The sequence below is a fragment of the Herbidospora sp. NBRC 101105 genome, from assembly GCF_030269205.1.
GTDB lineage: Bacteria > Actinomycetota > Actinomycetes > Streptosporangiales > Streptosporangiaceae > Herbidospora > Herbidospora solisilvae.
The window spans coordinates 1,623,991-1,643,577 of the sequence record NZ_BSSX01000001.1 but is presented as its reverse complement, the minus strand read 5'-3'; the positions used below and the strand labels follow the sequence as shown (position 1 = coordinate 1,643,577).

At 72.8% G+C, this 19,587-nt stretch carries 21 protein-coding genes; 8 read left to right on the top strand and 13 right to left on the bottom strand.

Annotated features, from left to right (window positions below; translation table 11 throughout):
* Position 1 precedes the first annotated feature (1 nt).
* Entirely contained in the window at positions 2-301 is a 300-nt protein-coding gene (locus QSK34_RS07185; RefSeq protein WP_285581255.1) for an MTH1187 family thiamine-binding protein, read from the bottom strand.
* Between the two features lie 35 nt (positions 302-336).
* Between QSK34_RS07185 and QSK34_RS07180 the strand changes: the two genes are divergently transcribed.
* The gene (locus QSK34_RS07180; RefSeq protein WP_285581253.1) at positions 337-1,770 is read left to right on the top strand and encodes an LLM class flavin-dependent oxidoreductase; all 1,434 of its coding nucleotides are present in this window, start codon (positions 337-339) and stop codon (positions 1,768-1,770) included.
* A 2-nt stretch (positions 1,771-1,772) separates the two neighbouring features.
* Here QSK34_RS07180 and QSK34_RS07175 read toward each other — a convergent pair whose 3' ends face one another.
* A complete protein-coding gene (locus tag QSK34_RS07175; protein ID WP_285581251.1) occupies positions 1,773-2,471 on the bottom strand; it encodes a hypothetical protein in 699 nt (232 codons plus the stop codon).
* A 115-nt stretch (positions 2,472-2,586) separates the two neighbouring features.
* Between QSK34_RS07175 and QSK34_RS07170 the strand changes: the two genes are divergently transcribed.
* Complete coding sequence (locus QSK34_RS07170; RefSeq protein ID WP_285581249.1) at positions 2,587-3,093, top strand: GNAT family N-acetyltransferase; 507 nt, start codon at positions 2,587-2,589, stop codon at positions 3,091-3,093.
* Here the strand turns inward: QSK34_RS07170 and QSK34_RS07165 are convergent.
* From QSK34_RS07165 to QSK34_RS07155, 3 genes are all read right to left on the bottom strand, one after another.
* Positions 3,072-4,124: an MFS transporter gene (locus tag QSK34_RS07165; RefSeq protein WP_285582066.1), complete on the bottom strand. Its 1,053-nt coding sequence runs from the start codon at positions 4,122-4,124 to the stop codon at positions 3,072-3,074. The two genes, QSK34_RS07170 and QSK34_RS07165, sit on opposite strands and share 22 nt — an antisense overlap.
* A gap of 376 nt (positions 4,125-4,500) precedes the next feature.
* On the bottom strand, positions 4,501-5,193 hold the full coding sequence (locus QSK34_RS07160; protein WP_285581247.1) for an SDR family oxidoreductase: 693 nt from the start codon (positions 5,191-5,193) through the stop codon (positions 4,501-4,503).
* Entirely contained in the window at positions 5,190-6,407 is a 1,218-nt protein-coding gene (locus tag QSK34_RS07155) for an acyl-CoA dehydrogenase family protein (RefSeq protein ID WP_285581245.1), read from the bottom strand. Before QSK34_RS07155 ends, QSK34_RS07160 begins: the two co-directional genes overlap by 4 nt.
* Before the next feature lie 47 nt (positions 6,408-6,454).
* Here QSK34_RS07155 and QSK34_RS07150 point away from each other — a divergent pair, with 47 nt between their 5' ends.
* Entirely contained in the window at positions 6,455-7,072 is a 618-nt protein-coding gene (locus QSK34_RS07150; RefSeq protein ID WP_285581243.1) for a TetR/AcrR family transcriptional regulator, read from the top strand.
* Here the strand turns inward: QSK34_RS07150 and QSK34_RS07145 are convergent.
* Positions 7,059-8,033 carry an acetylxylan esterase gene (locus QSK34_RS07145; protein WP_285581240.1) on the bottom strand — a complete coding sequence of 325 codons (975 nt, stop codon included), beginning with the start codon at positions 8,031-8,033 and terminating at the stop codon, positions 7,059-7,061. The genes QSK34_RS07150 and QSK34_RS07145 overlap by 14 nt on opposite strands.
* Positions 8,034-8,116: 83 nt before the next feature.
* Here QSK34_RS07145 and QSK34_RS07140 point away from each other — a divergent pair, with 83 nt between their 5' ends.
* Entirely contained in the window at positions 8,117-9,115 is a 999-nt protein-coding gene (locus tag QSK34_RS07140; RefSeq protein ID WP_285581237.1) for a hypothetical protein, read from the top strand.
* Here QSK34_RS07140 and QSK34_RS07135 read toward each other — a convergent pair.
* Genes QSK34_RS07135 through QSK34_RS07115 form a run of 5 tightly spaced genes read right to left on the bottom strand, consistent with a single transcriptional unit; the run spans position 9,076 to position 15,079 of the window.
* Positions 9,076-9,570, bottom strand: a complete 495-nt coding sequence (locus tag QSK34_RS07135; RefSeq protein WP_285581236.1) for a (2Fe-2S)-binding protein — start codon at positions 9,568-9,570, stop codon at positions 9,076-9,078. The genes QSK34_RS07140 and QSK34_RS07135 overlap by 40 nt on opposite strands.
* Positions 9,567-10,421: an FAD binding domain-containing protein gene (locus QSK34_RS07130; protein ID WP_285581233.1), complete on the bottom strand. Its 855-nt coding sequence runs from the start codon at positions 10,419-10,421 to the stop codon at positions 9,567-9,569. Before QSK34_RS07130 ends, QSK34_RS07135 begins: the two co-directional genes overlap by 4 nt.
* Positions 10,418-12,643, bottom strand: coding sequence for a xanthine dehydrogenase family protein molybdopterin-binding subunit (locus QSK34_RS07125; RefSeq protein WP_285581231.1), 2,226 nt, complete (start codon positions 12,641-12,643; stop codon positions 10,418-10,420). The genes QSK34_RS07130 and QSK34_RS07125 overlap by 4 nt, the downstream gene beginning before the upstream one ends.
* 55 nt (positions 12,644-12,698) lie before the next feature.
* On the bottom strand, positions 12,699-14,339 hold the full coding sequence (pgm, locus tag QSK34_RS07120) for a phosphoglucomutase (alpha-D-glucose-1,6-bisphosphate-dependent) (protein WP_285581229.1): 1,641 nt from the start codon (positions 14,337-14,339) through the stop codon (positions 12,699-12,701).
* A gap of 47 nt (positions 14,340-14,386) precedes the next feature.
* Complete coding sequence (locus QSK34_RS07115) at positions 14,387-15,079, bottom strand: HAD family hydrolase (protein WP_285581227.1); 693 nt, start codon at positions 15,077-15,079, stop codon at positions 14,387-14,389.
* A 101-nt stretch (positions 15,080-15,180) separates the two neighbouring features.
* On the opposite strand from QSK34_RS07115, the gene QSK34_RS07110 reads away from it, so the two are divergent.
* Both QSK34_RS07110 and QSK34_RS07105 read left to right on the top strand, forming a co-directional pair.
* A complete protein-coding gene (locus tag QSK34_RS07110) occupies positions 15,181-16,272 on the top strand; it encodes an LLM class flavin-dependent oxidoreductase (RefSeq protein WP_285581224.1) in 1,092 nt (363 codons plus the stop codon).
* A 9-nt stretch (positions 16,273-16,281) separates the two neighbouring features.
* Complete coding sequence (locus QSK34_RS07105) at positions 16,282-16,899, top strand: FMN reductase (protein ID WP_030453452.1); 618 nt, start codon at positions 16,282-16,284, stop codon at positions 16,897-16,899.
* On the opposite strand, the gene QSK34_RS07100 is transcribed toward QSK34_RS07105, so the two are convergent.
* Positions 16,886-17,395: a GNAT family N-acetyltransferase gene (locus QSK34_RS07100; protein WP_285581221.1), complete on the bottom strand. Its 510-nt coding sequence runs from the start codon at positions 17,393-17,395 to the stop codon at positions 16,886-16,888. The two genes, QSK34_RS07105 and QSK34_RS07100, sit on opposite strands and share 14 nt — an antisense overlap.
* Before the next feature lie 64 nt (positions 17,396-17,459).
* Here QSK34_RS07100 and QSK34_RS07095 point away from each other — a divergent pair, with 64 nt between their 5' ends.
* Positions 17,460-18,080 (top strand): dihydrofolate reductase family protein, encoded by a 621-nt coding sequence (locus tag QSK34_RS07095; protein ID WP_285581219.1) that lies wholly within the window; start codon positions 17,460-17,462, stop codon positions 18,078-18,080.
* Positions 18,077-18,637 (top strand): DUF421 domain-containing protein, encoded by a 561-nt coding sequence (locus QSK34_RS07090; protein WP_285581217.1) that lies wholly within the window; start codon positions 18,077-18,079, stop codon positions 18,635-18,637. Before QSK34_RS07095 ends, QSK34_RS07090 begins: the two co-directional genes overlap by 4 nt.
* 6 nt (positions 18,638-18,643) lie before the next feature.
* Here QSK34_RS07090 and QSK34_RS07085 read toward each other — a convergent pair whose 3' ends face one another.
* Positions 18,644-19,579, bottom strand: coding sequence for a DUF2332 domain-containing protein (locus QSK34_RS07085; protein ID WP_285581215.1), 936 nt, complete (start codon positions 19,577-19,579; stop codon positions 18,644-18,646).
* Between the last annotated feature and the right edge of the window lie 8 nt (positions 19,580-19,587).

Below are 19,587 nucleotides of genomic sequence, written 5' to 3'. Positions count from 1 at the left end.
GTCAGGCGAGGTGGCGTTCGACCGACGCCACCTTCTCCTCCATCCGCCCGGGTTCGCCGGTCCGGATGTCGGCCTTCAGCACCAGGCTCACCCGGTCACACCGGGCCTCCACGGCGGCCACCGCCGCCTGGACGACGGCCATCACCTGATCCCAGCTCTCCCCCTCGACGGTGGTGAACATCGCGTCGGTCCGGTTCGGCAGGCCGGAGGCCCGGACCACCCGGACCGCCTCGGCGACGTACTCCCCCACCTCCTCGCCCTTGCCGATGGGGGTGACGCTGAAAGCGACGAGTACGGACATGGCCTGACCTGCTTCCTTTGGTACCGTGGACCAACGTGGGCGATCTTGGGCATGAGCTGTGGTTCGGAGTGGGGCCGGAGCCCCGGGCGGACGGCGCCGCGCGGCTGGTCGACGTCGCCGTCCTTGCGGAGGAGGCCGGGCTCGACCTCGTCGCCCTCCAGGATCATCCTTATCAGCCCCGCCATCTCGACGCGCTGACGGCCCTGGGCCAGATCGGCGCCCGCACCCGGCGGATCCGGCTGCTGCCCAATGTGGTGAACCTGCCCCTGCGCCCGCCGCAGGTGCTGGCCAAGGCCGTGGCCAGCCTCGACGTCATGACGGGCGGCCGGGTCGAGCTGGGGCTCGGGGCCGGGTTCTTCTGGGACGCCGTCGCCTCCTACGGCGGCTCCCGGCGCTCCCCGAAAGAGGCGGTGGACGCCGTCGCGGAGGCCCTCGACGTGATCCGGTTGTTGTGGACGCCGGGCGGCCCCGTCTCCTACGACGGCGCGCACTACCGGCTCGACGGCGCCCGGCCGGGGCCGTTCCCGGCTCATCCGATGGGGATATGGGTGGGGGCGTACCGGCCCCGGCTCCTGGAGGTCACCGGGGCCAAGGCCGACGGGTGGATCCCGTCGAAGGGCTACGTGACCCGTGAGGAGCTGCCCCGGCTCGGCCGGATCGTCGACGAGGCGGCCCGGGGGCGCCCGATCAGGAAGGCGTTCAACGTCAGCGGGAGCTTCGACCCGCGCGGCGCCGGCTGGTTCGAGGGCCCGCCGGACCTGTGGGCCGAGCAGCTCGCCGAGCTGGTGCTCGACGTGGGGATGAGCGTCTTCGTCCTCGGCACCTCCGACGAGCGCCAGATCAAGGTCTTCGCCGCCGAGGTGGCCCCGAGGGTGCGCGAGCTGGTCGCGGCCGAACGTCCCGCGCCGGCTCCCCCGGTCGCGGCGGTGATCGACGACGCGTCGCGTCCCCGCTCGGTCAAGCGCGACGTCGCCTCGTTGTCGCCGCGCCAGCGGGAGATCGGCAACCGGCTGGTGCTCATCCACGACCACCTCCGGCAGGAGCTCGCCCGCATCGGCGACGCCGTCGAACAGGTCGCGCGGGGGCGGGCCGAGGCGGCGGCGGTCCGGTCGATGATCAACGACCTGACCATGCGGCAGAACTACTGGACGCTGGGCGGCTTCTGCGCCTCCTACTGCCGGGTGCTGACCGCCCACCACTCGATCGAGGACGCCCACATGTTCCCCGGCCTGGTCGCGGCCGAGGCGTCGCTGGCCCCGGTGATCCGGCGGCTGGAGGAGGAGCACGAGGTCATCGCGGAGATCCTCACCGGCCTCGACGCGGACCTGGTCGCGATGGTGACCGACCCGTCGGGCCTCGACGAGGTGCGCCGCCGGGTGGCGACCCTGACCGAGGCGCTGCTGTCGCATCTGGCGTACGAGGAGGAGGAGCTGGTCGAGCCGCTGTCGCGCCTGGAACTCGACGTCTGACCTCAGGCGCCCGCCGCCCACGCCGCCAGCAGCACCAGGGCGGCCACTACCAGGACGACCGCGCTCGCCCGCTGCCACAACGGCCCGAACCCGCGCGAGGGCCGGGCGATCCGGGCGAGCATCTCCTCCCGCATCGCCGGGAGCAGCACCGGCACCAGGCCGGGCAGGTGGCGGCGCACCGCCTCCTCGGCCGTCTTCCCGCACGCGTCGCACACCCTCAGGTGCCGTTCGACGGCCAGCCGGACCCGGCGCGGGAAGGCCATGCGGTCCCAGCCGTCGACGCCGAGGCAGCCCGGGGCCTCACGGGCCAGCAGGAGGAGCCGCAACCCGCCGGTCAGCGCCCGGCGCAGGTCGCGCAGCAGCAGCCCCGCCCGGGGCAGGTCGACGCACCGGGCCTCGGCGACCTCGCGGCCACCGGCGCCGCGCCGGACCACCAGGTCGTAGAGCCGCCGGTCGCGCGCCGGCAACCCGGCCGCGACCTGGTCGAGGAGGCGGCGGACCTGGTCGTCGGACGGCCCCCGCGACGGCGGGCAGCCCGCGTGTCCCGGCCACGGGGCCCAGGGGGCGTGGTCGTGGTAGGCGGCGATCAGGTGCTCGTGGAGGTCCTGGACGTCCACCTGGCCGCAGCGGCAGGCGGCGATGCCCCGGACCTGCCGGTCGTAGATCGCGGTGAACGCGCGCTCGCGCGGGGATCGGTCCATCCCTGCCAGCGTGCGGCCCCCGGACCGGGGGTTTCCGTTCCTGTACGAATCTTTCCGCCGCCAAGTGGGAGTGAAAGGAGGAAGATTGCGTCATACCCGCATGAAAGGAGTTTCCATGGAGGTCACACTTCGCCCGGTCCGGGCCAAGGATCTCGAGCTCTTCGAGCGGGAGCGCGCCGACCGGGAGGGCACCGGTCCCCACCAGTGGTTCGGGCACCGGCCGCCGCAGCCGTTCCACCGCGAGTTCGCCGAGAACGGGTTCCTCGGGCCCGACTCCGGCCGCATGACCATCGAGGGCGACGGGGTGCCGGTCGGGTGGGTGTCGTGGTGGATGAACTCCTGGGGACCCGATCTGACCTCGTGGTGCTGGTCGACGGGGATCTGCGTGTTCTCCGGCTACCGCGGCAAGGGCATCGGCACGCAGGCGCAGGCCCAGCTCGCCGCCTACCTGTTCGCCCACACCCGGGCCGAGCGCATCCAGTCGTTCACCGACGCCGAGAACATCGCCGAACAGCGGGCGCTGGAGAAGGCCGGGTTCGTCCGCGAAGGGGTGATCCGCCGGGGGCAGTGGCGTGAAGGCGCCTGGCACGACCAGGTGCTCTACTCGGCCCTGCGCCCCTGAAAGGCCCCGATCAGCGTGTACGGCACCGCGAGCACGGCGAACAGCAGCCACGACGGCGCGAACTCCGACCCGAACCCGTAGGAGACGAAGGTCAGCACCGCCACGACCTCGGTGCCCAGGCCCGACATCGAGGTCACGGTCGCGCGTGACCGGTCCGACAGGCCGTGCTGGAGACGGGTGTCGGCCGCGGTGATCGCCCACTGGATCACCCCGAACGCGGCGGCGACGAACACGAACCCCCACGGGTGGCGCACCGCCGCCCCCGCGATCAGCAGCAGGCCGCCGGCGCAGGTGACCGGGCCGGTCCAGCGCAGCCCGCGCCCGGCCAGGAAGCCGCCGGCGGCGAACCCGGCCGAGACCAGCACCATCAGCGGCGGCACCCACGCGTCGCCGACGCCGGTGCCCTGGGCCAGGAGCGGCAGGTACTCGTCGAACGCGCTCAGTCCGGTCACGGCCGAGACCAGCAGCAGCCGCCGCCCGAGCGTCTTCGAGCCCCTGACCTCGCGGAAGCCCGCCTTCAGCACGTCGAGGTAGCCGTCGCCGTCCTCGCCGGGGTCCTCCCGGGTCTCGGGGAGGGTGCGGGCGACGAGGGCGGCGGCCACGAGGGTGGCCATGGAGGCGACGCCGACCGCCTGGTAGCCGCCCCAGGCCATGGCCGGGGCGGCGATCCCGCTGGCGATCATCATGGCGGTGGTGCCGACCGCCTCGGCGCGTCCGGCGACCCGGGGGTAGGCGTCGGCGGCGTCCAGGCGGGCGAGTTCCTCGTAGACGAGGGCCTCGGCGGTACCCGAACTGATCGCGGTGGCGACACCCCAGAGCACGAAGCCCGCCACGAACGACCAGTAGCCCGGCAGGAACGTCCACAGGCCGAAGCCCGTGGCGGTGAGCAGCGGCGAGGCCACCAGCAGGCGGCGGCGCGAGAACGTGTCGGCCCACGCGCCGGACGGGATCTCCAGCAGGAAGGAGGTCAGCGACCAGATGACGAAGAGCGTGGAGATCTGGCCCGCTGAGAGCCCGTGGTCGGCGAACAGGAGCGCGTAGACGGGGTAGAGGAGGACGAACTCCTCGAAGAACGCCAGGGCGTAAAGCCGCCGGGCGAATCGGGACGCGGGTGTGGATCAATGTCGCCAGGTCATGTCCCGACCATAACGGGTCAAGGCGAACGGGCGCATGCGGGTTTCCGTCCGCCGGAGCCGTCATGACGCGGTGGAGCGTCTCTCGTCACGGCGCGGGGTGACCGCCGTCGCCTGGTGGCTCACCTGTCGTCGGCGGCGCGGGTGGAAGCCGTCGTGTGGTTAACCTTTTCTCGTTGCGGTGTTCGACCGGAGCGGCTGAGGAGCGCCGGATGCGGCGCGGGCCCCGGGCGGTGGGCGGGGCCGGGGTGGGCGGAGCCGTAACGGAAAGTGCTTATCGGGGGCCCGGTGCGCGGCGGAAGGTGAAGGGTTCGCTCTCGCGGCCGGGGACGACGAACCAGCACTCTCCGGTGCCCTCGCTCGCGACGACCTTCTCGAAGGCGTCGACGACCTGGTCGACCTCCATGATGGGGAAGCCCTCGGCTTCGAGGAGGACGCGGGCGTCGCCCAGGATCGCGGTGTCGGCGAACGACGGGCACAGGGCCTGCACCTTGATGCCGTCGGGCGCCAGGGCCGCGCCCAGGGAGCGGACCAGTCCGACGACGGCGTGTTTGTTGGCCGCGTAGATCGGGTCGAGCGGGATGCCGACGATGCCGGCCATGGACGCGGTCGCGACGATGGTGCCGCCGCCGGAGGCCTTCAGCGCGGGGATCGCGGCGTGCGCGCCGAAGACGACACCGTCGAGGTTGACGCCCATCGCGCGGCGGTAGAGGGCCGGGTCGAAGTCGTCGCCCACGCCGCAGCCGGAGGCCACGCCGGCGTTCAGGAAGGCCAGGTCGAGGCGGCCGTGCTCCTTCATCACGAAGTCGACGGCCCGCAGGTTGTCCTCCAGGACGGAGACGTCGCACCGCACGTCGGCCGGTTCGGCGACGTCGGCGACCACGACCTTCACGCCGGACGCGCGGAGGCGGCGGGCGACCCCGGCGCCGATGCCGCTGCTGCCTCCGGTCACCAGTGCTACTTTCACAGCGGCAGTCCTCCGGTCGCGGCCCGCGTCGAGCCGGTGTCACGATAGGCGGCGATGGTGCGTTCGGCGATGCGCATCTGGTGGATCTCGTCGGCGCCGTCGGCGAAACGTGCCCAGCGGGCGTGCTGGAACATGTTCGCCAGCGGGGTGTCGGTCGAGTAGCCGAGCGCGCCGTGGACCTGGATCGCCCGGTCGACGATGCGGTTCAGCGAGTTCGCCACGAAGTGTTTGGCCATGGAGACCTCGGTGCGGAAGTCGTCGCCCTTGTCGATCTTCGAGGCGGCGTGCAGCACCATGAGCTTGCACTGGTAGAGCTCCATCGCCGAGTCGGCGATCAGCCACTGCACACCCTGCTTGTCGGCCAGCAGCGAGCCGTGGCTGTAGCGGTTGAGCGCCCGGTCGACCATCATGTCGAGCGCCGTCTCGGCCTGGGAGATCCACCGCATGCAGTGGGCCAGCCGCGCGGGCCCGAGGCGGTACTGCCCCAGGCGGTGGCCGTTGCCCCGGCCGCCGAGGATCTGACCGCCGGGCAGCCGCAGGTCCTCGATGAGGATCTCGCTGTGCCCGGTCGAGCCGTGCATCGTCTCGACCTCGCGCACGTCGGTCCAGCCCGGCGAGGGGATGTCGACCAGGAACGCCGTGGTGGCCCCCCGCTGCCCTTCCGGCACGTCGGGTTCGGTGCGCGCGATGAGGATCGCGAAGTTCGCCCGGCGGGCGTTGGAGATGAACCACTTGTGGCCGTTGACGACCCATTCGTCGCCGTCCTGTACGGCGGTCGTCCGGATCAGCGTGGGATCCGACCCGGCCACCTCGGGCTCGGTCATCGCGAAGCACGACATGGCCCGCCCCTCCAGCAGGGGCCGCAGGTACTTCTCCTTCTGCTCCTCGGTGGCCCAGTGGTGCAGCGTGTGCATGTTGCCCTCGTCGGGCGCCTGGCAGTTGAGCACCCACGGCCCGAGCCGCGTCTTGGCCGCCTCCGACTGCACCATCGCGAGCGCGACGTGCCCCAGCCCCATACCGCCGACCTCGACGGGCATGTGCGGCAACCACAACCCCTCGGCCTTGGCCCTCTCGCGCAGGCCGAAGATCGTGCGCAGGTACTCGTCGCGCGGCAGGCCCTCGGTCGTCGCCGGGACGATGACGTCCTGGACGAACGCGCGGACCCGGCGGCGGATCTCCTCGTGCTCGGGAGCGAGCGTGAAGTCGATGGCCATGGGCCGTATATTAATGCGATCGCCTTAATCCGCACAGGGGGTGCATCGTGGACGGCCGCCTGCGGCTGGTGCTGGCCGCCGAGGAACTGTTCGCCGACCGGGGCATCGACGCCGTGTCGCTCCGGGAGATCAACGCCGCCGCCGGGCAGCGGAACTCCTCGGCGCTCCAGTACCACTTCGGCGACCGGGAGGGCCTGCTCAGGGCCGTCATGGCCCGGCACCACCCGTCGGTGGAGGCCGCCCGGCACGCGCTGCTCGACGCCTTCGACGCCGACCCGCCCGCCGAGCCGCTGCGGCCCCTGGCCGGGGCGTTCGTGCGCCCGCTCGCCGCCCACCTGGCCGAGCCCGGCGGGCGGCGTTATCTGCGGCTGCTCGACCAGGTGGTCCGCCGGGCCTCACCCGGCGCGCTGCGGGCCTCGACTCAGGAGCCGACCAGCGTCAACCGGTGGCGGGAGACGGTCGGGCCGCTGCTGCCGGAGATCGCCGTGACGCGGCTGCACCGGCGGTTCACGGCGATCCGGGTGACGTACACGGAACTGGCCCGCCGGGCGGAGAGCGGCGAGGGCCGTGACGAGCGGCTCTTCACCAGTCACCTGGTGGACGTCGTCGCGGCCGTGCTCGCCACCCCGGTGTCGGCCGAGACCGCCGCGCTCATGAACCCGTGACCCACGTCTTCAGCCAGGCCAGCTGCACCGGCAGGTGGGCGTCGGCGCCGCCCTCGTGGTCGTTGAAGGCGTATTCCTCCATGTGCTTGGCCGCCCCGGCGTAGGCGTTGTAGGCGGCGTAGACGGTGGAGGGCAGGCAGATCTCGTCCATGAGCCCGACCGAGAACAGCGCCGGGGCGGCGGCGCGCTTGGCGAAGTTGACGCCGTCGAAGTAGGACAGGGTGCGCTCGACCTGCTCGACCTCGGTGCGGCGGATCTTCAGGTAGCGGGCGATCTCGGTGTACGGGTCCTTGCCCGTCACCCGGATCGAGCGGGGGAAGTCCGACAGGAACGGCACGTCGGGCATGGCCGCCGCGACGTCGGGGAGCAGCGCCGACACGGCCAGGGTGATGCCGCCGCCCTGGCTGCCGCCCGTGATCGCGACCTTGGCCGGGTCGACGAGCGGATGCTGCCGGACGGTCTCCACGGCCCGCACCGCGTCGCTGAACACGCGGCGGTAGTAGTAGGTCGCCGGGTCGCCGATGCCCCGGGTCATGTAGCCCGGATGCGCCGGGGCCGAGCCCTCGGGGTCGGGGGTGTCGCCGAGGGACCACCCGCTGCCCTGGCCCCGGGTGTCCATGACGAGCAGGGCGTATCCGGCGCTCGGCCAGTAGAGCCACTGGTGCGGCAGCCCCCGGCCGCCGCCGTAACCCTGGTACTGCACCACGCACGGCAGCGGCCCCTCGGCGCCGGCCGGGACGAGGAACCAGCCCCGCACCGGCTGCCCGCCCCACCCCTGGAACGCCACGTCGAAGACCTCGACCGTGGTCAGGCCAGTGGCGACCGGCGAGAAGACGGGGGCGAGCTCGTGGGAGCGGGTCTCGGACAGGGTCGCGGCCCAGAAGTCGTCGAAGTCGTCGGGCTCGGCGACGGCGGAGACGTAGGTGCGCAGTTCGGGCAGCGGCAGATCGAAGTACGGCATGAGCCCATCATCTGGGGTTTCGTCCCCGATTGGCGATCGGTCTCGCCATTTGAGCGCCTTGATCCCGCTAGGGTGCTGCCCATATGAGGGTCTTCGTCTGCGCCGCCTGCGAACAACCCCTGACCGCGCCCCTCTCCCGCGTCGCCTTTCCCTGCCACGCCCTGACGCAGTGGGGTCACCAGCTTCTCCCGGGGCAGCTCCTGGAGCCGAAGACCTATGTCGTGGACCCCGGGCGTGACGGTCCCAAGTGGCGGCGGTGGCAGGACGAGACGCTGGAACCGCCCGGCGCTCCGCTGTCCCCGCGCGAGAGGGCCGGATGGGTCGGGATCTGCCTGGGGGATCTCAGGGGGACCGTCTTCCTGCCCGATCGGCTCGACGGCTACTGCTGCGGCCTGATGGACGCCATGGCCTGCGCCTCGTGCGCCGCCCCGGTGGCCACGCTGATCGACGACTGCGGGCACCTGCAGGTGGTCTGGCTCGATCCCGGCGCGGTCCGGGCGACGGGAGCCGACGAACCGGCGCTCGGGTGGGACGAGCTCGGGGACGTCTTCGACCGCGACCCGTCCGAGATCCCCGACGCCGAGTGGAGCGTGATGGCGGGCAGAGTGACGGCCCGGCTCCTGGCCGCGTCGGGAGGTGTGCGGCCGGACCTGCCCGCCGGAGCGAAGATCTTCGGCGACGTGCTCGACGTGCTGCTGCCGCTGGGGCCGGGCAGCCGGACCGTCGGGCTGGCCGGACCCGGACGGGCGGCGCCCGGGGCCGGCGTCGTGCTCGTGCCCGAGCATCCACAGACCGAGGAGATCTGGCGGGGGGACGCGGCGACGTCCATCGCGATGCCCTGGGCCGTGTGGCGGTGTCTCGCCTTCCCCGCCGACGCCCGGCGGCTGCTGATCGCACGGACGTCGATGCCCCCTGCGGCTCATCTCGACGACCCCACGCTGATGCGCCGCTTGAACGCCACCCCCGACCTGCGCGCCTTCGTCGAGACCCTGGCCACGTTGCCCGAAGTGCGCCAGCCGTGGCTGCGGGCGATCTTCGACCGCTACACCGACCGGTGGCGGCCCTCCTGGCCGTTCTGGTGATCCCGGGCCGCGCGCATGATGGCGCGGCGGATGGGTTCGTAGCCCGTGCAGCGGCAGAGGTTGGAGCCGACCAGGGCGGCCACCTCCTCTTCGCCGAGTGCCGGATCCCGTTCCAGGGCTCCGGCCGCGAGCATCAGGAAACCCGGGGTGCAGAAGCCGCACTGGAGGCCGCGTTCGGCGGAGAAGGCACGTTGCAGGGGGTGGGGTTCGCCGTCCGCGCCGGCCAGGCCCTCGACGGTGCGGATCGGGACGCCGTCGCACTGGACGGCCAGCATCAGGCACGACCGCACCGCCTCGCCGTCGACCAGGACCGTGCACGCGCCGCAGACGCCCTGTTCGCAGCCCAGGTGGGTGCCGGTGAGGCCGCAGTCGTCGCGGAGGGCGTCGGCCAGCACCCGGCGGGGTTCGACGTCGAGCGGGTAGGCCTCGTCGTTCACGGTGAGGGTGATCTTCATACCGGGGCGGCCTCCCTCAGGGTTCGCGCGACCAGGACGGCGATGACGTGGCGGCGGTAGTCGACGTCGGCGTAGGGCTCGGGCACGGGGGCGGCGTCCTGCTCGGCGGCGGTCTCGCCCGCTCTGGCGAACACGGGCGAGGAGGGGCCGGCCCCGACGAGAGCCCTTTCGGCCGCGTGGGCCCTCAGGGGGCGGTCGGCGCAGTTGGCCAGGCCGATCCTCGCCTCGGTGATCACTCCGTCCCGGATCGTGAGGGCGGCCCCGACGGCCACCTGGGCGAAGGAGAAGCCGGTGCGGCGGTGCTCGGTGAAGGCGACGCCGGTGTCCGGGGCGAGCAGGGGGTAGCGGACGGCGGTGAGCAGTTCGTCCGGTTCCCTGGCGGTCCGGAAGGGGCCCAGGAAGTAGTCTCCGGCCGGGATCTCGCGCGTGCCCCGGGTGCTGCGCAGTTCGACGACCGCGTCCAGGGCGACCGCCAGGGCGCACCACTCCGAGGCCGGGTGGGCCCACGCGAGGCTGCCGGCCATGGTGCCCCGGGCGCGGATCGGCGGGTGGGCGATGTTGACGACCGCCCGGCCGAACAGGTCGCCGAGCGGGCCGGGGACCGCGCCGGGCGACTCGAAGGTCTGGTGGCGGACCAGCGCGCCGACCGTCAGGGTGCCGTCGGCGACGGTCAGGGCGTCCAGGCCCGGGATGTGGTTGATGTCGGCGACCAGGTTCGGGTGGACCCGCTGGAGGTGCATCTCCAGGAGGAGGCTCTGCCCGCCGGCGAGCACCTGTGCCCCGGCGGCGAGCGCGTCGACGGCCTCGTCGACCGTGCCCGGCGCGAGGTAATCGAACGCGGTGGGCTTCATGCCGCCGCCCGCCAGACCACGTCGGGGGTGAGCGGCATCTGGAGCCGGTCGGGGTGGTCGAGCCGCAGGGCGTCGGCCACGGCGTTGACGATCGCGGGCGGGGTGCCGATGCAGCCCGACTCCCCCGCGCCCTTCGCGCCCAGCGGGGTGCGCGGGGTCGGGGTGCGGGTCTCCCCCAGTTCGATGGGCGGGATCTCGGCGTACGTCGGCAGCAGGTAGTCGAGCAGCCCGTTGCCCAGCAGCGGGACGCCGTCGTCGCCGAACGGCACGCCCTCGTAGAGCGCCTGGCCGAGACCCTGGACGACCGAGCCGAACGCCTGTCCCCGGACCACGGCCGGGTCGAGGGCGCGGCCGCAGTCGTCCACGGCGACCAGCCGCAGCACGCGGACGGTGCCGAGGTCGGGGTCGACCTCCACCACGGCCGCGTGGGTGCCGAACGGGAAGGCCATGTCCGCCTCGTAGCGTTCGTCGATCCGCAGCGGGCCGGTGCGCTTGACCAGTTCCGACAGGCCCATGGCGGCGGTGCCCCGGACGGGGTGCACGGCGCCGTCGGACCAGGCGGTCTCCTCCACCGGGAGGTCCCACATGCGCGCGGCCCGTTCCCTGGCCTCCTCGATGAGGAGGGTGGCGGCGTGCTGGAGGCCCGCGCCGTCGATCTGGGCCGACCGGCTGCCGAAGGAGCCGACGCCGCCGGGCAGTTCGTCGGTGTCGCCCTCGACCAGGCGGACCCGGGCCGGATCGACGCCGAGCGTCTCGGCGACGAGCGCGGGGAAGACGGTCGCGTGGCTCTGGCCGCTGGAGGAGGCGCCGCAGCGGGCGACGACACCGCCGTCCTCGCCCGCCTCGACGCCGACGTAGTCGTGGAGGGAGCCGCGTTCGCCGCCGGACCGCTCGACGTAGCAGGACAGGCCGACGCCCACGGGCAGGGCGCCCGGGTCGGCGCGGCGGCGGGCCTGCTCGGCGCGCCAGCCGTCGTAGTCGAGGGTGCGCAGGGCCAGGTCGAGGGCGGCGAGGTGGTCGCCGCTGTCGTAGACGCGGCCGGTGGGGGTGCGGTAGGGGAACTGCTCGGGCGGGATGAGGTTGCGGCGGCGCAGCTCGGCCGGGTCGAGGTCCAGCCGCCTGGCCAGCACGTCCATGGTGCGTTCGAGGGGGCTGGTGGCCTCGGGCCGGCCGGCGCCCCGGTAGGGGTAGGTCATCATGGTGTTGGTCAGCACCGAGCGGACCGTGGCGTGCACCTGCGGCGTGGTGTACGGACCGGTCGCCATCCAGGCGGTCTGCATCGGGAAGGCGACGCCGAGGTGGGGGTAGGCGCCCACGTCGGCCTCGACGGTGAGCTCGTAGGCGAGCAGCCGCCCGTCGGCGTCGGCGGCCAGCCGCACGTGCTGGTCCTGTCCCCGCCCCCGGGTCGCGACGAGCAGGGACTCCCGCCGGTCCTCGATCCAGCGGACCGGACGGCCGAGCCGCTCGGCGAGCCAGGCGACGACGATGAACTCGGGGAACACGGCGCTCTTCGAGCCGAACGCGCCCCCGGTGTCGGGCACGACGACCCGGATGCTCTTCTCCGGCCGCCCGAGCAGCCCGGCCAGATCGCTCCGCAGCCGGTGGGGGGCCTGGTGACCCGACCAGACGGTCAGCCGGTCGCCCTCGGGCACGCACAGGATGGTCCGGCACTCCATCGGCGAGGGCATCAGCAGCTGCTGCCGATAATCGCTCTCGACCACGACGGCGGCCCGTTCCCACACCTCGTCGTCGATCGGCTGCCCGGCCTCGCCGTGCAGGGCGACGTTGCTGAGCCCGTCGAACAGCCGGACCTCGTCGCCGGCCGCCTCCTCCGCCGTCACCACGGCGGGCAGCGGGTCGATCCGCACCCGGACCCGCGCGGCGCCGTCCTCGGCCCGGTAGCGGTCGTCGCCGAGGACGACCGCCAGCGCCTCGCCGGGGTAGCGCACCCTGCTCTTCACGAGCGAGGGCCACTCGCGGGTGGCCTCCCCCTGGCGGGTGTCCGGCATCGGCGGCAGGCCGGGCAGGTCGGCGGCCGACCAGGCCCCGGCCACCCCCGGCGTCTCACGAGCGGCCGAGCAGTCGGCCTCCCGCAGCACGCCGTGCGCGACCTCGCTCCGGACGAAGACGGCGTCGAGGCATCCGGGCACCCGCAGGTCGGCGACGAAGCGGCCCGCGCCGGTGAGCAGCCGCTCGTCCTCGCGTCTCAGCCAACGATCCACCATTCGGACACTAGCTGGCCGAAATATCCAGCAAGAGTGGCCTTTAGGGGGATTTTCAGGCGGTGAGTGCGGCCGAGACCACACTCTTTGCCTCCTGCTGAACCTGGGCCAGGTGCTCCGGCCCGAGGAACGACTCGGCGTAGATCTTGTAGACGTCCTCGGTGCCCGACGGCCGGGCCGCGAACCACGCGCTGGCCGTCTCGACCTTCAGGCCGCCCAGCGCCGCGCCGTTGCCGGGGGCGTGGGTGAGCACATTGGTGATCGGCTCGCCCGCCAGGCTGCCGGCCGTCACCTGGCCGGGCGAGAGCCTGGCCAGGATCGCCTTCTCCTCCCGCGAGGCGGGGGCGTCGACCCGGGCGTAGGCGGGGTCGCCGAAGCGGTCGGTCAGGTCGCGGTAGTGGGCGCTGGGTGACTTGCCCGTGACGGCGGTGATCTCGGAGGCGAGCAGCGCCAGGATGATGCCGTCCTTGTCGGTGGTCCAGACCCGGCCGTCGCGGCGCAGGAAGGACGCGCCCGCGCTCTCCTCGCCGCCGAAGCCGAGCGAGCCGTCGAGCAGGCCGGGGACGAACCACTTGAAGCCCACCGGGACCTCGACCAGGCGGCGGCCCAGCCCGGCCACCACACGGTCGATCATGCTGCTGCTGACCAGGGTCTTGCCGACGCCCGCGTCGGCCCGCCAGCCGTCGCGGTGGGCGTACAGGTAGGAGATGGCGACGGCCAGGTAGTGGTTGGGGTTCAGCAGGCCGCCGTCGGGGGTGACGACGCCGTGGCGGTCGCTGTCGGCGTCGTTGCCCGTGGCGATGTCGTAGCCGTCCTTGGACGCGATCAGCGAGGCCATCGCGTACGGCGAGGAGCAGTCCATGCGGATCTTGCCGTCCCAGTCGAGCGTCATGAAACGCCACGTCGGGTCGGTCAGCGGGTTGACGACCGTGAGGTCGAGGTGGTGCCGGTCGGCGATCTCGCCCCAGTAGGCGACGCTCGCGCCGCCCAGCGGGTCGGCCCCGATCCGGACGCCCGCGGCCCTGATCGCGTCGAGGTCGACGACCGAGGGCAGGTCGGCGACGTAGGAGCCCATGAAGTCGTAGCGCCCGGTGGTGTCGGCCTTCAGGGCGCGCTCGAACGGGATGCGGCGGACCTCCTTCAGCCCGCCGGCGATCAGCTCGTTGGCGCGGTTCTGGATCCAGCCGGTCGCGTCGGTGTCGGCGGGGCCGCCGTTGGGCGGGTTGTACTTGAAGCCGCCGTCCTGCGGGGGGTTGTGCGACGGGGTGACGACGATGCCGTCGGCCAGGCCCGAGGTCTTGCCCCGGTTGTGGGTCAGGATGGCGTGCGAGATCGACGGGGTGGGGGTGAAGCCGTCGTGCACGTCGATGAGCACCCGCACCTCGTTGGCCGCCAGCACCTCCAGCGCCGACACCCGCGCGGGCTCCGAGAGCGCGTGGGTGTCGATGCCGAGGAACAGCGGGCCGTCGACGCCCTGCGCGCGGCGGTATTCGCAGATGGCCTGGGTGGTGGCCAGGATGTGGTCCTCGTTGAAGGCCGTGTTCAGCGACGAACCCCGGTGGCCCGAGGTGCCGAAGGCGACCCGCTGAGCGGGCTGCTCCACGTCGGGGCGCAGCGCGTAGTAGCTGGTCAGAAGGCGGGGGACGTCGACCAGGTCGGTCGGCAGCGCGGGCTGCCCAGCTCGCTGATGCACCATAGGCCTAAGTTTGCCGCACTATGCCCCACCAACGGATCACCAGGGGCTCAGAAATGGTCCACGAGTTCGGTGAACCGTCCCAGGGTCAGCACACCGTCGTCGAGCGGGTCGAGCTCGGCGTGCTCCAGCACCCAGGTGTGCTCGTGGGGGATGAACACGGCGCCCATCCCGGCCTGGCGGGCCGGCCGGATGTCCGACTTCGGGGAGTTGCCGATCATCCAGGTGCGGTCGACGGAGAAGCCCGAGTCGGCCGCCAGCCGCCGGTAGACCTCGGCGTCCTTCTCCCGCACGATGTGGGTCTTGCGGAACCACGTCGCCAGCCCCGAGGCGTCGATCTTGCGCTGCTGCTCCTCGGGGTCGCCCTTGGTCAGCAGGAACAACTCGTGCCGCGAGGCCAGGTCGGCCAGGGTGTCGGCGACGCCGGGGATCAGGTCGACCTCGCCCCGGATCAGCCGGCCCGCCAGAGCGTCGATGCGCTCCCGTTCCGCGAGGGAGGCGGGCCGCTCCTGGAGCCGTTCGAAGGTCTCGTGCAGGTTGCGCAGGAAGACCCGGCTGCCGTAGCCGTGGGTGACGGCGTTGGCCCGCTCGATGTCGTTCAGGATCTGCCGGATCTGGACCCGGTCGAGCGTCGGATGGGCGGCCCAGTCGAGGAAGTCGTCGATCACCCGCTCGAAGAAGACGTTGTTCTCCCACAAGGTGTCATCCGCGTCGAAAATCAAGGTCTGTCCGGTACGTCGCATTGGCACAGCCTCCCATGACAGAGATACTTGCGGCGCGGAATAAGTTGGTGCCGGACCACGCTACAGCGGCCGTAACACGAGACCGAGGAGGATGAGCAGAGATGCAGTTCGGGATCTTCACCGTAGGTGACGTCACCACGGACCCGACGAACGGCACCACCCCCACCGAGGCCGAGCGCATCAAGGCCATGGTGACGATCGCGCTCAAGGCCGAGGAGGTCGGGCTCGACGTCTTCGCCATGGGCGAGCACCACAACCCGCCGTTCGTGCCCTCGTCGCCGACCACGATGCTCGGGTACGTCGCCGCCAAGACCGACCGGCTCATCCTCTCGACGTCCACCACGCTGATCACCACCAACGACCCGGTGAAGATCGCCGAGGACTACGCGATGCTGCAGCACCTGGCCGACGGCCGGGTCGACCTGATGATGGGCCGCGGCAACACCGGCCCGGTCTACCCGTGGTTCGGGCAGGACATCCGCAACGGCATCGCCCTGGCCATCGAGAACTACGCGCTGGTCCACCGCCTGTGGCGCGAGGACGTCGTCGACTGGGAGGGCAACTTCCGCACCCCGCTCCAGGGCTTCACCTCGACGCCCCGGCCGCTCGACGGCGTGCCGCCGTTCGTGTGGCACGGCTCGATCCGCAGCCCCGAGATCGCCGAACAGGCCGCCTACTACGGCGACGGCTTCTTCGCCAACAACATCTTCTGGCCGAAGGAGCACTTCGCCCGGCTGATCGAGCTCTACCGCACGCGGTTCGCCTACTACGGGCACGGCACCCCCGACCAGGCGATCGTCGGCCTCGGCGGCCAGGTGTTCATGCGGAAGAACTCCCAGGACGCGGTCCGCGAGTTCCGCCCCTACTTCGACAAGGCCCCCGTCTACGGCAACGGCCCGTCGCTGGAGGACTTCACCGAGCAGACGCCGCTGACCGTCGGCAGCCCGCAGCAGGTCATCGACCGCACGCTGACCTTCCGCGAGTCCTTCGGCGACTACCAGCGCCAGCTGTTCCTGATGGACCACGCCGGGCTGCCGCTGAAGACGGTGCTGGAGCAGCTCGACATCCTCGGCGAGGAGGTCGTGCCGGTGCTGCGCAAGGAGTTCGCCGCCCGCCGCAAGCCGGGCGTCGCCGAGGCCCCCACCCACGCCGCGCTCGTGCAGAAGCGAGACGCCGCGCTCGTCGCCGGTTAGGAGACCCCCATGACCGTCATCGCCGTCGTCTCGGCCGGGCTGAGCCAGCCCTCGTCCACCAGGCTGCTGGCCGACCGCCTGGCCGAGGCCGCCGGCCGCCACCTCGCCGGCCCTGCGGAGAACACCGAGATCCGCGTCGTCGAGCTGCGCGGCCTCGCCGTCGACATCGCCAACAACCTCGTGACCGGGTTCCCCTCCCCCGCGCTGAAGGAGGCGCTGGAGACGGTGGAGCGGGCCGACGGCCTGATCGCGGTCACGCCGATCTTCACGGCGTCCTACAGCGGGCTGTTCAAGTCGTTCTTCGACGTGCTCGACAACACCGCGCTCCAGGGCACTCCGGTGCTGATCGCCGCGACCGGCGGGACCGCCCGCCACTCGCTGGCGCTGGAGCACGCGCTGCGGCCGATGTTCACCTACCTGCGCGCGGTCGTCGTGCCGACGGCCGTCTACGCCGCCTCGGAGGACTGGGGCGCCGCCTCGGGCGACGGGCTGGCCTCCCGGGTCGACCGGGCGGCGGGCGAACTGGCCGCCCTGCTCTCGCGCACCCCGCCCAAACGGCCCGCCGAGGAGCCGCTCATCCCGTTCGAGCAGCAGCTGGCCGCGCTGCGGCCGTTCACAACCGGCTGAACGGCTCGGCGTAGGCGAACGGGCCCTTCTCCCCCTTGTACGCCGACAGCGGCCGGGCCTGGAAATACCGGCCCCACTGCGGGTCGGGAGAGACGATCCCCAGGTCGGAGGCGGCGCGGAAGCCGTACCGCGTGTAGTAGTCGGGGCTGCCCAGCAGCACCACGACGGGCTCGCCGAGCGCGTCGGCGGCCCCGAGGACCGCGTGCATCAGCGCCAGCCCGACGCCCTGGCGCTGCCGCTCCGGCGCGACCGCGAGCGGGCCGAGGCCGAGCGCGGGAGTCCCGCCGAGGTCGGCGCGGGTGCAGACCACGTGACCGGCCACCGCGCCGTCGATCTCGGCGACCATCGACAGGGCCGGGATCCAGCCCTCGTCGGCACGCAGCCAGTCGACCAGCGGGGACTCGACCGGGTCCGGGTTGTCCGGTCTGGCGAAGGCCCGCCTCACGACCTCGCGGATCGCGGCCACGTCGCCCGGGGCCTCACGTCGGATCAGCATCAGGTCAGTGTGGGCACGCGAGCCGACCCCGGCAACCGGTTTATCCTCGGCTACGCTCGGTGACATGCCGGCCGACACGCCCTATGTGGTCGCCCACCTGGGCGTCTCGCTCGACGGGAAGACCGACGGGTTCCCCCTCGACAGCGTCCGCTTCCACCAGCTCGTCGGCACCACCTGGCACGAGGACGTCACCCTCGCCGGGTCCGACACCGTCCTGGCCCTGGAACCCACCCTCGTCCACGGCCCCGGCCCGCGCGACCCCGGCCCGCTGCTGGCCGTGGTCGACGGCCGGGCCCGGGTCACCCGCTGGGAGGAGCTCCGCGACGCCGGCCACTGGTCGGAGGTGCTCGCCCTGCGCTGCCACGCGACCCCGCCCCACCCCCACGGCCGCCACGTCCCCGAACTCGTCGTCGGCGACGACCAGGTCGACCTGGCGGCGGCGCTGCGCGCGATCGGGCGGCGGCCGGGCGCCGAGGTGGTGCGGGTGGCGAGCGGCGGGCGGCTCGTCGGCCGGCTGCTGGCCGCGGGGCTGGTCGACGAGGTCAGCCTGCTGGTCCATCCGGTCATGGGCGTGGGCTCCCGCGACTGGTGGGGCGATGCCCCGCCGCCGCAGCGCTCGCTCCAGGTCATCGACAGCGACACGTTCGGCGGGGGCCTGGTCTGGCTGCGTTACCGTGTCGCATGAGCGACATCCTCACCCTCGGGGTGCCGGTCTGGGACAAGGTGGTCCGGACCGTCGCCGTCTACCTCTGCGTGGTGGTCCTGCTCCGGCTGGTCGGGAAGCGGGACCTGGCCCAGCTCAACACGTTCGACCTGGTGGTCATGCTGCTGCTGTCGAACGTCGTGCAGAACGCCGTCATCGGCCCCGACAACTCGCTGCTCGGCGGCATCATCGGCGCGGTGGTGCTGGTGACGGGGAACGCGATGCTGACCCGCGCGGCGGCCCAGTGGGGCTGGCTGGCCCGGCTGTTCGAGAGCAGGCCGACGGTGCTGGCCCACGACGGCCGCTACGACGACCGCAACCTGAGACGCCTGGGCCTGCGGCACGCCGACCTCGACGTGGCGATCAAACGCCAGGGCGGCACCCGGGTCGAGGACGTCGCCGAGGCGACCCTCGAACCGGGCGGGACCGTGGTGGTCCGGCTCCGGCCCGAGGAGGAGAACGCGACCCTGGCCGACATCGCCCGGCTGGACGAACGCCTGGCCCGCATCGAGGCCCTGCTCACCGAACGCCGCGCCTGACCCGCCTCAGAGCCACCTCAACCAGGAGCCGTGCGGGTCGGTGACCGCCTTCGGGACGCCGTCGAGGGCGGTCACGAAGGCCAGCCGGTCGTGCGGGACCACGCCGTCGGGGATCGCCAGCCGGGGCAGGCGCACGGCGCCCTCGTTGGAGATCCACCGCACGCCCAGGCCGGTGACCAGGTCGACGAACCGGTCGCGCGCCTCGGGGGTCAGGTAGGGCAACATCGCCGAGTGGAAGACGACCACGGTGCCGTGCGCCCTCGCCTCCTCGACCAGGCCGGGCAGCGCCTCGGCGGCGTCGCCGCGCACCAGCCGGGGCGGGCTTGCGGCGGCCAGGGCCAAGGCGGCGCGCAGGCGGTCGCGGCGGGCGTGCTCGCCGGGCCAGACGAGGCATTCGAGCCAGCGGCGCTCCTCGGGGTCGGTGACGTCGACCGGGGACAGGTCGATCCCCGCCCGCCAGGCGACGCCGGGGACCGCGCCGGGAAGGGGCGGGTCGCCCTCGGTGGCGCAGGTCAGGGTCACGGGGCCGGTTCCGATGGGCTCGCGGTCGTCGTAGGCGTACCGGTAGCGGTCGAGCTGGAGGCAGAGACCGGCCGAGGCGCCGACCTCGATGAGGGCCAGCGGCCCCGGGATCCGCGCGAGCACGGGTAACAGGCTGGCGCAGCGGCCGGCCTCGTTGGTCTGGGTGCGGCGGGCGAGCACGGTCCGCTCGACGCGCGGCCAGTGGTCCCTGGCCCACGCGCGGAAGCCGCCCTCCTCGGTCTCCGGGCCGCCCTCGTACCGGACCGCCGCCAGCACCAGGTTCGGCTGGCGTTTCCCCGGCGGGAGCGTGTCGATGAGGGCGATCAGGTCGCGGTCGGCGGCGATCGCGGCGGCGAGCTCCCGGTACGCGCCCCGGGCCTCGCGGATGCCGAAGGTGCGGTAGACGTCGGCGGTGTCCATACCCGCAT